Here is a 14,148-nt window from a genome sequence, read left to right as displayed (position 1 = left end):
CCCTGACTGCGCCCCCAACCCGCGCCCCGGGTGCAGCACGCCGGGGCGCCTCACAGAGTTGACAGAAGTTGACCACCCCGAGGAGACAAGCATGACCTTCACCACGCTGGCCAAGACCCTGGCCTTTTCGGCAGTCCTTGCCGCCGTGCCCGGCCTGGCCGCGGCGCAGAACTATCCCGCCCGTCCCATCAGCATCATCGTGCCCGCGCCGCCGGGCGGCGGCATCGACATGATTGCGCGCGTCGTCGGCGAAAAGCTGTCGCAGTCGCTAGGCCAGCCCGTCATCGTCGACAACCGGCCGGGCGCCTCCAACAACCTGGGCACCGCGCTGCTCGCCAACGCCAAGCCCGATGGCTACACCATCGGCATCGTGGGCGGCAGCCACAACATCAACAAGTACCTCTTCAAGAACCTGGGCTGGGATCCGCAAAAGAGCTTCGAGCCGATCGTCTACACCCACGAAATTCCGCTGGTGTTCGCGGTCTATCCGAAGATCCCGCCCAAAACCCTGCCCGAACTCGTCGATTGGATGAAGGCGCATCCCGACGACGCCAAGGTCGCCACGTCTGGCCGCGGCAGCGCGCAGGAAATGGCGGCCGAAATGTTCCGCATAGTCAGCGGCGCGCCCATGCTGCTGATCCCGTACAAGGGATCGTCCGCCGCGCACCCCGATCTGCTGGCGGGCCGCACTGTCCTGTACATCGACACGCTGAGCGCGATGCAGGAGCAGGTCAAGGCCGGCAACGTGCGCGCCGTTGCCGTGTCCACCGCGAATCGCACCAAGGCGCTGCCGGACGTGCCGACCGCGCAGGAACAGGGGTTGAAGGGCTACGACGCCAACACGAACGGCGGCTTCCTTGCGCCAGCGGGCACGCCCAAGGAGATCGTCGCCAAGCTCAACGCCGAGATCAACGCGGTGCTCAAGCAGCCGGCCGTGCGCGCCAAGCTGGAAGCCGCGGGCATCGAAGTCCAGGGCGGCACGCCGCAGGAATACGCGGCGGTGATCCAGTCGGACCTGGACAAGTGGGGCAAGGTGGTGAAGGAAGCAGGAATACAGGCGGAGTAAGAGGCACCGGCAACGATGCACGCATTCGCCTGCGCCGTTGCCACGCCTGCCGGGCACCGCCCCTGCTGCCGCCTGTTCAGGCTTGGCCTGGTTCCAGACGCACCAGCATGTAGTTCGCCCTGACCGGCTCGCCGTTGACCTTTAGCTGCCCACCGTCCTTGGACCAGGCGTAGCGACTCCACGAGAACCCCGCGCTCCCAGTGGCCCAATCCTGAAGTATGACGAATGTCCCGGCCACCAATGGAATGCCTGTCTCCCCTGCGTTTGACCGCAAGGAAAGGCGATATTTGACGATGGGCTTGTTCTTCTTGGCCTTCAGCAACGCCTCTGTCGCCGTCAGCAAGTACGACAGTGCAATGGGAAAGACGGGGTTGTAGACGGCTGTCAGTTGAATCCCTTCTTTCAATGGTGCGGATTGCAGCACCTTGAGCATCGACTCCGTATCCTTGTCCACCAGGAAATTCACGCAAATATCGAGCCCCAGATCCTCCTTGACCTGCAGTCCGCGGAAGCATGACTCGCCCGTCATGCCCACATGTGAGCCATTTCTTCCGTCCACGATCAGGCAATGTCCCACATCGCTCTGCCCGGCATGGGCGAACGCATGGCGAGCGCCCATGAGAACCTGCAACTTGAAGGCCGACGCGGGCATCCTGTACGTAAAGTATTTATCCAGGTAGACGTTGGCAGGTTTGCCTTTGAGCGGCGTGAAATCGCCGGCCTGACGCGCTTGTTCCGTCAGGCCAACCGCGGAAACGATCTTGCCGTCCGGGCAGACCAGGCCCACGCGAAACTCCTGGGATTCCCACACATCATGATCAGCCCCATACAGGAATTCGTGATCGGGGACATCGTCGTCAATGTCGTCGTAGAACTCGCCGCGCACCGCCGCCGTCTGCGCGCCAAGGGGAAGCCACGGCCAAATGCTGTCGAAGTTCTGATGCATCGCTTGTCACTCCAGGAAGTGCTGCGGATCGTATTGCTGGAACAATGTGCCGCGCAGCCGGGAAAGGTGTTTGACATGCTCGAACATGTCCGCACCGCCAAGATTCGTTCTGGAGAAGTTCTCGGCATACTGACGCAGCGCCATGCACCGGAAAATGAAGGGTGGGTGCCGACACCATTGCGGTTCGTGAAGGAAATCCACCGTCTTGCCCCGCATTTGCAGCGCCTCGATGTCGCCCAGGGCTTCCAGGGTCCCCATTGCGCCGCTGAATGCCATCCTAGCGGCGTTCACCCGCTCGATCGCTGACGCAGAAGGACTGCATGTCGCGACCAAGAGCGCCTCGTGCATCAACCGGGCGCCATCGATATCGGCGGTCAGCTCAACCGTCCACTTGCGGGCACGCTTTTCAGGCACCGGCGGCCTACCGGGGGAGTTCCAGTCACTGAATCCGGTGCCGGCAAACCCGACGAAATGGTGTGCGATTTCGTGGGTGAGATAGAACAGGGAGCCATGGCCCGCAATGGCAGTCAGATAACTCAGATGCCCCTCAGGCACACACGGAAAATCCACTAGCTCGGCGAGCATGCTCAGGCCGTCGTCGTTCAGCCGATTCCCACCGAGATAGCACCTCAGCGCGAGGTGCAGATGCTCCAGATCTTTGCGCGTTGGCGCGCGAACCATCAACTTACTGCCGTCTTCAGTCACCAAGAGCCTAGGCAGAAGATTCAGGTGCAGTGTCGCCGTGAGTAACGCTGCGCTGAATACGATGACCCGGTAGTCGCGCCCACAGCTGTCGCACGTCTCCGGGAGCGTTCTAGCGTGCCTCTGTCCGGGCAGGTCGGCGACGCGAATGAAAACATCCTGAAACCACCTCACCTGCCGCAACAAAGGCAGATATTTCTCGACATGCGCGAGGTAGAGCTCCTGAATCGCCTCATTTGGGATCGCTTGATGGCGGTCGCACCACCCCAGGAATTTTTGCTCTGCGTCTTGCACGCAGCATGGGCCCGACGGCGGCGTCTTGTACGCCATGTTGAATGTCAAGGGGAACAGCGGGGGGCCAGAGAATTTCCCATGCTCATCGTGCATCGCAATCCCCAGGAATTACCCCTCGCCCCGCCACGAGGCGAGCGGGTGCCCCATCTGTAATTGGGCAGATTATTGGCGCGCGCTCCCCGTACCACAATAGTGCGGAACCAATGATCGGTTCTTCCTAGTCCTTCTCTGGCCAGACCTACGCCGGCCGGCGCAAACCCATCAGCGACCGCGACAGCCGGCTGGCGGCCGCCAGCACAGGCTCCTTCAGGTCGAGTAACACGCTCTCGGTCAACCGAGAGATCGGGCCCGAAATGCAGATGGCGCCCTGCAACGTCCAGTTGATGCCGTAGACCGGCGCCGAGATGCTGGAGACCTCGGCGTCGCGCTCCCCCAGTGAAATCATGTAGCCCGCACGGCGCACGGATTCATAGGGCTCGCCGGGCTCGCCCGCGAAAGCGAGCAGCACCCGCCCCGGACTGCCCAGCTCAAGCGGCAGCGCCGCGCCCACCCGCACGTGATGGCGAATCGACTTCGGGCCTTCGACCCGCGCCATGCAGATGCGCTGCTTGCCCTCGCGCACGTAGAACGTGGCGCTTTCTCCCGTGGCGGCAGATAGCTCGCGCAGCACCGGCTGCACCACCTCCGCGATATTGAACGTGGCCTGGTAACAGGCGCCCAGCCAGCCGGCCGCCCGTGCCAGCCGCCACGTGCCGTCCTCGCGCTGCGCCAGGTAGTCGTCCATGGCCAGGGTGCGCGCCAGGCGCAACACGGTAGAGCGATGGCAACCGGTGCGCCGGCTCAGTTCCGCCAACGACAGATGCGTGTCGTCCACGCCAAAGGCCGCCAGGATGCTCATGGCGCGGCGCACTGCCACCACGCCTTCTTCGGCAGGCGCGTCTTCCGGCATGTCATCCGGGATTGGGTGCTTAGGATCGTTCATTCTACGCAACGTGTTTCGCTATACGAACCTGCATTGTATTGGGTGGAACACGGATCCACAATGTCTCCACCAAAACAACGATTCGGAGACAAACGATGAAGCCGTTCGCGCGCGTCCTCTCGGGCCTGGCCCTCGTGTGCATGACCAGCCTGAGCGCGGCTCAGGACTACCCCAACAAGCCCATCCGCCTGATCGTCCCGTTCCCGCCCGGCGGCGGCACCGACGCGCTGGCACGCGAGGCGGCGATCAAGGTCGGCGCCAACACCGGCTGGAACATCGTCACCGAGAACCGGCCAGGTTCGGGCGGCAACATTGGCGTGGACACGGTGGCCAAGTCCGCGCCGGATGGCTACACCCTGGTGCTGGGCCAGACCAGCAACCTGGCCATCAACCCGACGCTGTACGCCAAGCTGCCCTACGACCCCGAAAAAGACCTTTCCGCCATTGGCCTGGTTGCGGACGCGCCGCTGGTGATCGTCGTGCCGGCCTCCTCGCCGCTCAAGTCGTTCGAGGACATGATCGCTGCCGCCAAGGCAAAGCCGGGCGCGCTTAACTTCGCGAGCTCGGGCAATGGCACCGTGGCCCACCTGGCGGCTGTGCAACTGCAGAACGCGGCCGGCATCCAGCTCACCCACATTCCGTACAAAGGGGCCGCGCAGGCGTCGAACGACCTGATCGGCGGGCAGATCGACATGTACCTGTCGTCGGTGCCCACGCTGATCGGCCACGTGCGCAACGGCAAGATGCGGGCGCTGGCGGTGACGTCGACGCAGCCCGTGCCGGACATGCCCGATGTGCCCACCATCGCCGAGCGCGGCTTTCCGGGCTTCGAGGCCGTGACCTGGTTCGGCCTGGCCGCACCCGCCGGCACGCCCGCCGACATCGTGCAGCGGCTGAACGCCGAGTTCAACAAGGCGTTGCAGGCTCAGGACCTGAGCCTGAAGTATCAGGACCAAGGGGCACGCGTCTTGACCAGCACGCCGGATGCGTTCGCGAAGCTGATTCATGACGACCGCATCCGCTGGGGCAAGATCGTCAAGGACTCGGGCGCCAAGGTCGAGTGATCCGCCATGCAGGCCCGCTATCCCTATTCCAGCGGCGACGCCCGCCCCGCCATTGCGGCGCCGGCCGGCGCGTGCGACTGCCACCTCCACGCCTATGACGCGCGTTACCCGGCGGTCGCCGGCGCAAAGCTGACGCCGCCGGACGCCTCGATGGCGCAGTACCGCAAGATCCAGTCGCGCTTGGGCATGCAGCGGGCCGTGCTGGTGACGCCTTCCACCTATGGCACGGATAACCGTCCGATGCTGGACGCGTTGGCGCAGTTGCGGGAACAGGCGCGCGGCGTTGCCGTGATCGATGGCAGCGAAACCGATGCGCAGCTCCAAGCCATGCACGACGCGGGCGTGCGCGGCATCCGTCTGAATCTGTCCCTGGGCGTGACCAGCTCCGCCCGTCAGATCTTGCCGCTGTCGCAGCGCATCGCGCCGTGGGGCTGGCACCTGCAACTGCTGATGGCGCCCGACCGGCAGGCCGAATTGGCTCCGTTGCTGGCGGACCTGCCCGTGCCCGTCGTGTTCGACCACATGGCGCGGCTTGCGCCGCACGACGCTGGTGCGCATCCGGCCCACGCTCTGGTGCTGCAGTTGCTTGCGCGCGGCCGCGCCTGGGTGAAGCTGTCCGGCGGCTATCTCGTCAGCGCGCGGCACAGCGTTGAAGACCCGGCGCTGGACGCCCTGGCCCGCAGTTTTCTGGACGCCAATCCTGAGCGCGTCGTGTGGGGCAGCGACTGGCCGCATGCCTCCGCGTCGGCGGGCATGCAGCCCATGCCCGACGACGCCCGCCAGCTCGACCGTCTGGCCGAGTGGACCGGCCCCGACCGGCTGAGCCAGGTCCTCGTGCATAACCCGGCAGCCTTGTACGGCTTTGCCGCATGAAAAACAAATCCCTCGGAGACAAACCATGCAAGACCCTCACACCCTTTCCCGCCGCAGTTTCCTGGCCGCCGCTGCCGCGCTGACCGCAAGCGCCGCCTTCGGCGTGCGCGCCGCGCAAGAATGGCCGGGCGGCAAGACCATCACCTGGGTGGTGCCGTACCCCGCCGGCGGCAGCACCGACGTGCTGGGCCGCGCCATTGCGCAGCAGCTCGATGCGCTGCTGGCCACGCGCGTCATCGTGGACAACCGTCCGGGCGCAACCGGCACCATCGGCGCCGCCCGCGTGGCCCGCGCCGAGCCGGACGGCCTGACCTTGCTGGGCACATCGATCGGGCCGCAGGCCATCGCGCCGCACGTGTTGGGCAAGCTGACCTATGACCCGGTGGCCGACTTCGCGCCCGTCATCCTGATCGGCACCATTCCCCACCTGCTCGTCGTGGGCAAGGCGCAGCCCTTCAAGACCGTGGCCGAACTGATCGCCGCGGCCAAGCGGGCGCCCGAGAGCCTGGCGTATGCGTCGGGCGGCACCGGCACCATCCTGCACATGCAGGGCGAACTGCTGCAACAGAAGACGGGCGCCCGCTTCCTGCACGTGCCCTACAAGGGCGACACCCCCGCCCTGCAGGACACGCTGGCTGGCCAGGTGCAGTTCGCATTCATTCCCGCCGCAGCAGCGCTGCCGCACGTGCAAACGGGCGCGCTGCGCGCCCTGGCCACCACGTCCGCGCAGCGCCTGCCCGCGTTGGCGGACGTGCCGACCATGGCCGAGGCCGGCTTTACCGATTTTGTCGTGGAGCAATGGCAGGCCGTGTTCGCCCCGGCCGCCACGCCCGCCCCCGTGATCGAACGGCTCAACGCGGACATCGGCCGCGCGCTGAAAAGCCCCGCCCTGCTTGCCCTGTCCGAACAGCTTGGCATCACGCTGGCCGGCGGCACGCCGCAGGCACTGGACCAGACCCGCAGAGCGGACTTCGACAAGTGGGGCAAGGTCATCCGCGAGGCCGGCATCAAGCCCGCCTGACCCGCCCTTCGCATTCCCTTCACTACCTTCAGACAGGAACACTCATGGCCACTCAGGACATCATCAAGGACTTTCCGCGCGTCGGCGCCGACATCGTGCGCCGCGCCGCCGAACTGCAGCCTGCCATTCTGGCCGACGTCGCCGGACGCCGCGGCGCGCTGAACGGCCGCATCCGTCCGCTGCACCCCGGCATGAAGGTCGCCGGCACGGCCCTCACGGTCGAGGTGCGGCCCGGCGACAACCTCATGATCCACGCCGCCATTTCCCTGGCCAAGCCGGGCGACGTGCTGGTGATCGACGGCAAGGGCGACCTCAGCTCGGCGTTGATGGGCACCATCATGATGAACGCCTGCCGCAAGCTGGGCATAGCCGGCGTGGTGATGGACGGCGCCGCGCGCGACACGGTCGAGATCATCGAAATGGATTACCCAGTGTTTGCCGCCGGCACCAATCCGAACGGCCCGACCAAGAACGTGCCCGGCCGCATCGGGCACCCCGTCTCCGTGGGCGGCGTGACCGTTCATCCGGGCGACTTCATCATCGGCGACGCCGACGGCGTGGTGGTGGTCGAGCGCGAGAAGATCGAAGGCCTGCTGCCCGCCGCAGAAAAGAAGGTGCGCGACGAAGCCGCGCGCATCGCCGCCATCCAGGCGGGCGACACCGAAGCGAAGTGGCTGAGCGCCGCCTTGCGCGCCGCGGGCGTCCTGAAGGAAGGGGAATCGCTGTGAGTGCCGCTGCCCAGGACAAGCCCAAACTGCTCGTGACCGCGGCGGACCTGGCGCCCGAGGCGCTTGCGCTGCTGCAGGATTTCGCGGTGGTCTTTGCCGGCAAGACGCCGAGCGAGGACGACATCGTGGCGCTGTGCCGCGACCACAACCCCGTGGCGATCATCGTGCGCTACAGCAAGGTGGGCGCCGCGGCGATGGATGCGGCCCCCGCGCTGCGCGTGATCTCCAAGCACGGCAGCGGCACCGACACCATCGACAAGACGGCGGCCGCCCAACGCGGCATCCAGGTCGTGGCCGCCGTGGGCGTGAACGCGGCCGCTGTCGCCGAACAGGCGCTGGCGCTGATGCTGGCGTGCGCAAAGTCGGTGGTGGGCCTGGACGAGCGCATGCGCGCCGGCCACTGGGACAAATCCACGCACAAGAGCCTGGAATTGGGCGGCAAGACCATTGGCCTCGTCGGCCTGGGCGCGATCGGACGCCGCATGGCAGCCATGGCGAACGGGCTCGACATGCGGGTGATCGGGTTCGACCCGTACGCGAAGGACTTGCCCAGCTACATTCGCAGCGTGCCGCTGGATGCGATCTGGCGCGAAGCCGACGTGGTGTCACTGCACTGCCCGCTCACCGACGAGAACCGCGGCATGGTCAACGCGCAGACGCTGGCGCAGTGCAAGCCCGGCGTGATCCTGGTGAACACGGCGCGCGGCGGCCTCGTGGACGAGGATGCGTTGCTGTCGGCTGTGCGCTCGGGGCACGTGCGGGCCGCGGGCCTGGACAGCTTTGCGGTCGAGCCCATGACGGCCGGCCATCCGTTCCAGCAGGAACCCCGCATCATCCTCAGCCCGCATATCGGCGGCGTGACCAGCGCCGCCTACGTCAACATGGGCGTGGCCGCCGCGCAAAACGTGCTGAGCGTGCTGGACGTCCTGGCACGCGCCGGCTCGCCTGCCTAAGGAGCCGCGCCGTGCCGCAACGATGGAAACACGCGCCCAGCGGCAGCAACTGGGGCGAATTCGGTCCGGACGACCAGCGCGGCCGGATGAACCTGGTCGATCGCGCCAAGGTGCTGCAAGGCATCGCCGAGGTTCGCGAAGGCCTGACGTTCTGCCTGTCGCTGCCGCTGGATATGCCGGGCGGCATGGCGCTCAACCCGCGCCGCATGCCGCCGCAACGCTTCTCGACGCTACGCGACGGCAAGAGCGCCGGCACGCAGGGATTTTGCTGGTCATACGCGTCCGAAGATCCGCAACTGACGGACGTGGTCTGCGACGACGTGCTGCTGATGAACACGCAGTACTCGACGCAGTGGGACAGCCTTGCGCACATGGGCAGCCGGTTCGACGCCGACGGTGACGGCCAGGCCGAGGCGGTGTTCTACAACGGCTTTCGCGCCGGCGTGGAGATCGTGGCCGCTTCGGAGGACGCTGCCGCGCCGGCGGATTGGGCGCGCTTTCCGGGTCCGTCGGCCGGCGCGCTCGGCATCGACAATCTGGCAGAGCACGGCGTGCAGGGCCGCGCGGTGCTCATCGATCTGGAAGCGCATGTCGGGCGCACGCGCACCGCGGTGGGCTATGACGCGCTGATGCGGATCCTCGATGCCGATGGCGTGACCGTCGAGCCAGGCGACATGGTGTGCCTGCATACCGGCTTTGGCGACACGCTGATGGCGATGAACCGGCAACCCGACGTAGCGCGGCTTCACGCCACGGGCAGCGGCCTCGATGGCCACGACGCGCGGCTGCTGCAATGGATCGTCGACGCGCGGCTGGCCTGCCTGATCGCCGACAACCCTGCGGTCGAGCTGGTGCAGCCGGTCAGCCTGAGCGGCGCCGCGACGCCGCTGCGCCGTCCGCGCCTGCCCTTACACGAGCACTGCCTGTTCAAGAACGGCATTCACCTCGGAGAGCTCTGGTGGCTGACCCCGCTGGCGCGCTGGCTGCGCGCGAACGGGCGCCACCGGTTCCTATTGACCGCGCCGCCGTTGCGGCTACCGGGCGCCGCGGGATCCCCCGCCACGCCCATCGCCACGGTCTGAATCCAACCCTTCATCAATCCAACGGGCATAGCGGCCGACACAGGCCGCGCCCTTTTCCAACCAGGAGACACTTCGTGAAACCGATTCAAATCCTACCCTTGATGCTGGCGCTGGCCGCCGGCGCGGCACACGCCGCATATCCCGATCATCCCGTGCGCGTGGTCGTGGGATTTTCGCCGGGAGGCCCGACCGACGTCGTCGCGCGCGCCTTCGCGTCGTATGCATCCCAGGCATTGGGGCAGACCTTCGTCGTGGAAAACCGCCCCGGCGCCAACACCATCCTGGCCGCCGAGGCCGTCGCCAAGGCCGCGCCCGACGGCTACACGCTGTTGATCGGCGCGACCAACCACACCATGATCCCGGCGCTGTATGCGGACCGGGTCAAGTTCGACGCCCTGAAGTCCTTCACGCCGATCTGCGCCGTGGCGGTCAGCCCCACGGTGCTGGTCACCGGCCCCGCCCTCAAGGTGAATTCGCTGGACGCCTTTCTGGCGCGCGCCCGGGCCGAACCGGGGCGCCTGACCTTTGCCACGCCCGGCACCGGCAGCTCCGGCCATTTTGCGACCGAACAGTTTCTGCGGCAGACCGGCATCAAAATGAACCACATCCCATACAAGGGAGCGGCGCAGGCGGTCTCGGACCTGATGGGCGGCCAGGTCGATAGTTCGCTGGCGACGCTGGGTTCGGTGCTGCCGCAGGTGCAGGCCGGCAAGCTGACCGCCCTGGCCGTCGCCGCACCCAAGCGCCTGGCCCAACTGCCGCAGGTGCCGACCTTCGACGAGGCCGGCGTCCCCGGCTACACGGCCGACGCCTGGTATGGCGTGCTGGCGCCCGCGGGCCTGCCGCAGGACGTTCGGGACCGGCTGCAAGAGGTGGCCCGCGGATTTTCCCAGGCCGACGCGACCGCCAAAAGCCTGGACGCCCTGGGCATGCAGCCGCGCCAGGTGTGCGGCGATGCGTTCGGCGCCCAGCTTTCACAAGAAATCGACACGTACCGCAAACTGGCCCAGGACCTGGGCCTGAAAGCGGAATAATCCTTGCACCCCCAAAGAGGAAGACAAATGACGCAACCCCTTCATACGCCTTTCCGCCTGCGCCGCGCGGCCCTGGCGATTGCCGCCGCCCTGCCGCTGCTTGCCAGCGGTCTGGCCCAGGCCGCGGACGCCGCGGACGCCTGGCCCAGCCGACCGGTCCGCGTGGTGGTGCCGTACGGCCCCGGCGGCGCGGTCGACGTGGCAACGCGCAAGATGGCGCAGATGCTCTCGACGCAGACGGGCCAGAGCTTCATCGTGGAGAACAAGCCCGGCGCCACCGGCACCATCGGCGTGAGCCAGGTGGCACGCGCCGCCCCCGATGGCTACACCCTCGTCGCCAACGACACCACGTATTCGCTGCTGCCGCACATCTTCAAACAACTGCCCTTCGATCCGGCCAAGGACCTGCAGCCGGTCTCGGCGTTTGTGTTTGCGCCGATGGCGCTGGCGGTGTCCAGCGACAGCCCCTACCGCAAGCTCGATGACCTGATCGCGCAGGCCCGCGCCAAACCCGACCTCATCACCTACGGCTCCGGCGGCCCGGGAACGACGCCGCACTTCGCGGCCGAAGGGCTGGCGCTGGCGACCCAGGTCAAGTTCATGCACGTGCCGTTCAAGGGTGCGGCAGAGGCCACGCAGGCGGTGCTGGGCAAGGTGATCGACTTCCAGTTCGCCTCCACGACCGGCGTGATGGGCGCCGTGCAAGGCGGCCAGTTGCGCCTGCTGGCTGTCAGCGGCGACAAGCGGCTGGCCGTGCTGCCCGACGTGCCCACCTTTACCGAAGCTGGCGTGAAGGATTTTGGCGTGGTCAACTGGACCGGTTTGTGGGCGCCCAAGGGCACGCCGGCGGCGGTCACGCAGCGGCTGCAAAGCGAGATCGCCAAGGCCATGGCGTCCGAGGAAATGCAGACCTTCGCCACCAAGATGGGCGCCGAGCCGCGCGCGGCCGGCACCGCCGAGTTCAGCCGCATCCTGGCCGACAGCGGCGTGATGTGGGGCAACGTGGCGCGCAACATCGGCTACGACGCCAAGTAAGGGTCAAGGAGACGCCATGTTTTTTCTGCAAACGCCCCAGGTGGAATCGTTCGAGGTCTGGTCGCCCATGCCCGAGCGCTTTCGCCGCGCCAAACGCAGCGACTGGGCCGACGCCAACCGCGGCGGCGCCGTGGCCGACTCGTTCCTGGAAGGCCCGGTGTTCGACCGCGATGGCAACCTCTACGTGACCGACATCCCGTGGGGCCGCGTCTTTTGCATCGGCCCAAACCGGGAATGGTCACTGGTGGCGGAGTACGACGGCGAGCCCAACGGCATGAAGTTCCTGGACGATGGACGGCTTCTCATCACCGACTACAAGAACGGTCTGATGGCGCTGGACGTCGCCAGCGGCACGGTCACGCCCTATCTGGCGCGCCGCAACAGCGAGCGCTTCAAGGGTGTGAACGATCTGATCTTCGACGCCCAAGGCAACCTTTACTTCACGGATCAGGGCCAAAGCGGCCTGCATGATCCATCCGGACGCCTGTACCGCCTGCGCCCGGATGGCCAGCTCGATTGCCTCTTGGACAACGTGCCCAGTCCCAACGGCGTAGCTCTTTCGCCCGACGGCAAGGTGCTCTATCTGGCCGTCACGCGCGGCAACTGCGTGTGGCGCGTGCCGCTGATGGCCGACGGCAGCGTCAGCAAGGTGAGCCAGTTCTTCACCTCGTACGGCCCCAGCGGGCCGGACGGGTTGGCCGTGGACCGCGAAGGCAATCTGATCGTCTGCAATCCCGGCTTGGGCTATGTCTGGCTGCTCAATCACCGGGCCGAGCCGGTGACGGTGTGGCGCAGTCCCAAAGGCATGTCCACCACCAACCTCGCCTTTGGCGGCGAAGACGGGCGCAGCCTGTTCTGCACCGAGTCGGTGACCGGGACTATCCTCTCTGCCCGCGCGCCCCATCCGGGCACGGCGCTGTTCCGGCCGGTCCGCCGCTGATGTAAGCTCCCCCGCCGCGGTCCCGCCTGCCGCGAGCGCGCGCGCCACCTCCGCCGCCTTTCCGGTAACCCTGAGTATTGCCAAGGTAACAGGCCGTTAAGGGCCTTTTGCCCTTGCCCGCCGCGTTCCATCCGTCGCGAATACCCGCAATTCCAGGGCATACGCACGCCGGCGCCCGCCCTGGCCGCGGGCGCCGGCGGCATGCGCCGCGCTCCATGCCGCGCAAGAGTTGCCTTGACACCCTTCTCGCCCCCCTTCTATGGTCGAGCCCGCCGGTCGATTTGGCACTATTAATTCCCCATGCAGCCCGTCTTGCGGCGCCCACCCGCGCCGCGACCCGATGGCGCGGCGGCGGCGACCGGCGATGGCTGCATATCGCGATAGAGAGAGAGAAGAAGGACATGGCGTCTACACGCAAGTCGGAAGGAAAGGGTTTGCGGACGGGCAACGCGGCAGCGGCCGCCCTCCTGGTGGCGGCGATCACTGCCGCATTCGCGGCGATGAGCCCGACGCCGGGTAATGCGGCGCAAGAGAAGCCGGCAGCTCCGGCTGCCGGAGCGCCGGCCTCCGCACTATCAGTTGCCGCAGCACCGGCAGCCGCGGAACCGGCTAACCCAGCCTCGGCCACGGCCGCGCCGACGCCTTCCCCCGCCGCCAGCGCGCAGGCCGCCCTGCCCGACGCCGCATCGGTCCTCTACGCGATCCACCAGGTCGACAGCAAGGGCGCCGACTCCGCCGACGTGGCCAACGGCAGCGTGGCCACCTATTGGTTCGGCTACGCCTTCGAAATGGATGGCACGCCGTACTACACGGGCTTCGTGTGGGAAACCGCCGAACGCTATGGCAAGCCGGGAGAGGACGATGTGGGTCCGATGACGACGGTGAACCTTGCCGAGGCGACCTTCATCCGCGATCCCGCATCGCCTTCAAGCCCCTGGAAGTTCCGTGGCATGGAACCGACTATCGGCGAGTTCGGCGCGTACGAACGGCCGCCGGAAGTCGACACGCGGCGCAAGCCGCGGGAATACCGCACGGCAGCCGGCAAGCTGCTGTTGGCGGTGCCCACCGAGACGTTCGACAACGGCATCACGATCAGCGGCTACACGCTGCTCGTCTTCACGCCGCCGGAAAAGCGCCAGGACGAAGCCAAGGACAAGGTGTGGGCGTATGCGGGCGAGGTGATTGCAGGCGAGGACAACGGTCCGGCCTGTGCGGACGGCGACGTCATGCCGTGTACGCGCAGCGAGGGTGAACTGGTCTTTAGCGCCACCGGCACCGCCGACCTGCCGCGCGTGACCGTGCAGTTCTCCGGCAACACCATCTCCGGCCCGGGCAAGACCCGCAAGCTGGGTCCGGCCGACGCCGTCATCTACACCTACGACGCAACGCGCAAGGCCTACGTGGCGCAACAATGATCCCAGGGGCCCT

At 66.9% G+C, this 14,148-nt stretch carries 14 protein-coding genes; 11 read left to right on the top strand and 3 right to left on the bottom strand.

The annotated features are described in order from the left end of the window. Positions 1–91: 91 nt before the first annotated feature. On the top strand, positions 92–1,066 hold the full coding sequence (locus LN047_RS14665) for a Bug family tripartite tricarboxylate transporter substrate binding protein (protein WP_373979388.1): 975 nt from the start codon (positions 92–94) through the stop codon (positions 1,064–1,066). Between the two features lie 76 nt (positions 1,067–1,142). Here LN047_RS14665 and LN047_RS14660 read toward each other — a convergent pair whose 3' ends face one another. The 3 genes from LN047_RS14660 to LN047_RS14650 form a co-directional block, all read right to left on the bottom strand. Further along, entirely contained in the window at positions 1,143–2,012 is an 870-nt protein-coding gene (locus LN047_RS14660; RefSeq protein ID WP_373979387.1) for a hypothetical protein, read from the bottom strand. Between the two features lie 6 nt (positions 2,013–2,018). Continuing rightward, the gene (locus LN047_RS14655) at positions 2,019–3,101 is read right to left on the bottom strand and encodes a hypothetical protein (RefSeq protein WP_373979386.1); all 1,083 of its coding nucleotides are present in this window, start codon (positions 3,099–3,101) and stop codon (positions 2,019–2,021) included. Positions 3,102–3,246: 145 nt separating this feature from the next. After that, positions 3,247–3,957: an IclR family transcriptional regulator gene (locus tag LN047_RS14650; protein ID WP_373979385.1), complete on the bottom strand. Its 711-nt coding sequence runs from the start codon at positions 3,955–3,957 to the stop codon at positions 3,247–3,249. A 128-nt stretch (positions 3,958–4,085) separates the two neighbouring features. Here LN047_RS14650 and LN047_RS14645 point away from each other — a divergent pair, with 128 nt between their 5' ends. The 10 genes from LN047_RS14645 (at position 4,086) to LN047_RS14600 (ending at position 14,135) form a co-directional block, all read left to right on the top strand. Next, on the top strand, positions 4,086–5,054 hold the full coding sequence (locus LN047_RS14645) for a Bug family tripartite tricarboxylate transporter substrate binding protein (RefSeq protein WP_373979384.1): 969 nt from the start codon (positions 4,086–4,088) through the stop codon (positions 5,052–5,054). A gap of 6 nt (positions 5,055–5,060) precedes the next feature. After that, positions 5,061–5,927, top strand: a complete 867-nt coding sequence (locus LN047_RS14640; RefSeq protein ID WP_373979383.1) for an amidohydrolase family protein — start codon at positions 5,061–5,063, stop codon at positions 5,925–5,927. A 25-nt stretch (positions 5,928–5,952) separates the two neighbouring features. Beyond that, positions 5,953–6,948, top strand: a complete 996-nt coding sequence (locus LN047_RS14635) for a tripartite tricarboxylate transporter substrate binding protein (protein ID WP_062841425.1) — start codon at positions 5,953–5,955, stop codon at positions 6,946–6,948. A gap of 44 nt (positions 6,949–6,992) precedes the next feature. Further along, the gene (locus tag LN047_RS14630; protein ID WP_271265095.1) at positions 6,993–7,676 is read left to right on the top strand and encodes an RraA family protein; all 684 of its coding nucleotides are present in this window, start codon (positions 6,993–6,995) and stop codon (positions 7,674–7,676) included. Then, a complete protein-coding gene (locus LN047_RS14625; protein ID WP_373979382.1) occupies positions 7,673–8,629 on the top strand; it encodes an NAD(P)-dependent oxidoreductase in 957 nt (318 codons plus the stop codon). Before LN047_RS14630 ends, LN047_RS14625 begins: the two co-directional genes overlap by 4 nt. 11 nt (positions 8,630–8,640) lie before the next feature. Beyond that, positions 8,641–9,711 carry a cyclase family protein gene (locus LN047_RS14620; RefSeq protein ID WP_373979381.1) on the top strand — a complete coding sequence of 357 codons (1,071 nt, stop codon included), beginning with the start codon at positions 8,641–8,643 and terminating at the stop codon, positions 9,709–9,711. 101 nt (positions 9,712–9,812) lie between these two features. Continuing rightward, positions 9,813–10,745, top strand: coding sequence for a Bug family tripartite tricarboxylate transporter substrate binding protein (locus LN047_RS14615; protein WP_373982137.1), 933 nt, complete (start codon positions 9,813–9,815; stop codon positions 10,743–10,745). A gap of 27 nt (positions 10,746–10,772) precedes the next feature. Beyond that, complete coding sequence (locus LN047_RS14610; protein ID WP_373979380.1) at positions 10,773–11,780, top strand: Bug family tripartite tricarboxylate transporter substrate binding protein; 1,008 nt, start codon at positions 10,773–10,775, stop codon at positions 11,778–11,780. 16 nt (positions 11,781–11,796) lie between these two features. Further along, positions 11,797–12,720: an SMP-30/gluconolactonase/LRE family protein gene (locus LN047_RS14605; RefSeq protein WP_373979379.1), complete on the top strand. Its 924-nt coding sequence runs from the start codon at positions 11,797–11,799 to the stop codon at positions 12,718–12,720. Positions 12,721–13,220: 500 nt separating this feature from the next. Continuing rightward, positions 13,221–14,135, top strand: a complete 915-nt coding sequence (locus LN047_RS14600; RefSeq protein ID WP_373982136.1) for a hypothetical protein — start codon at positions 13,221–13,223, stop codon at positions 14,133–14,135. Positions 14,136–14,148: the final 13 nt, after the last annotated feature.

It is taken from the genome of Achromobacter sp. JD417 (assembly GCF_041879325.1).
Lineage (GTDB): Bacteria > Pseudomonadota > Gammaproteobacteria > Burkholderiales > Burkholderiaceae_B > Achromobacter > Achromobacter mucicolens.
Note: the sequence above shows the minus strand (reverse complement) of the source record. Positions and strands in the feature narration are given on the sequence as shown.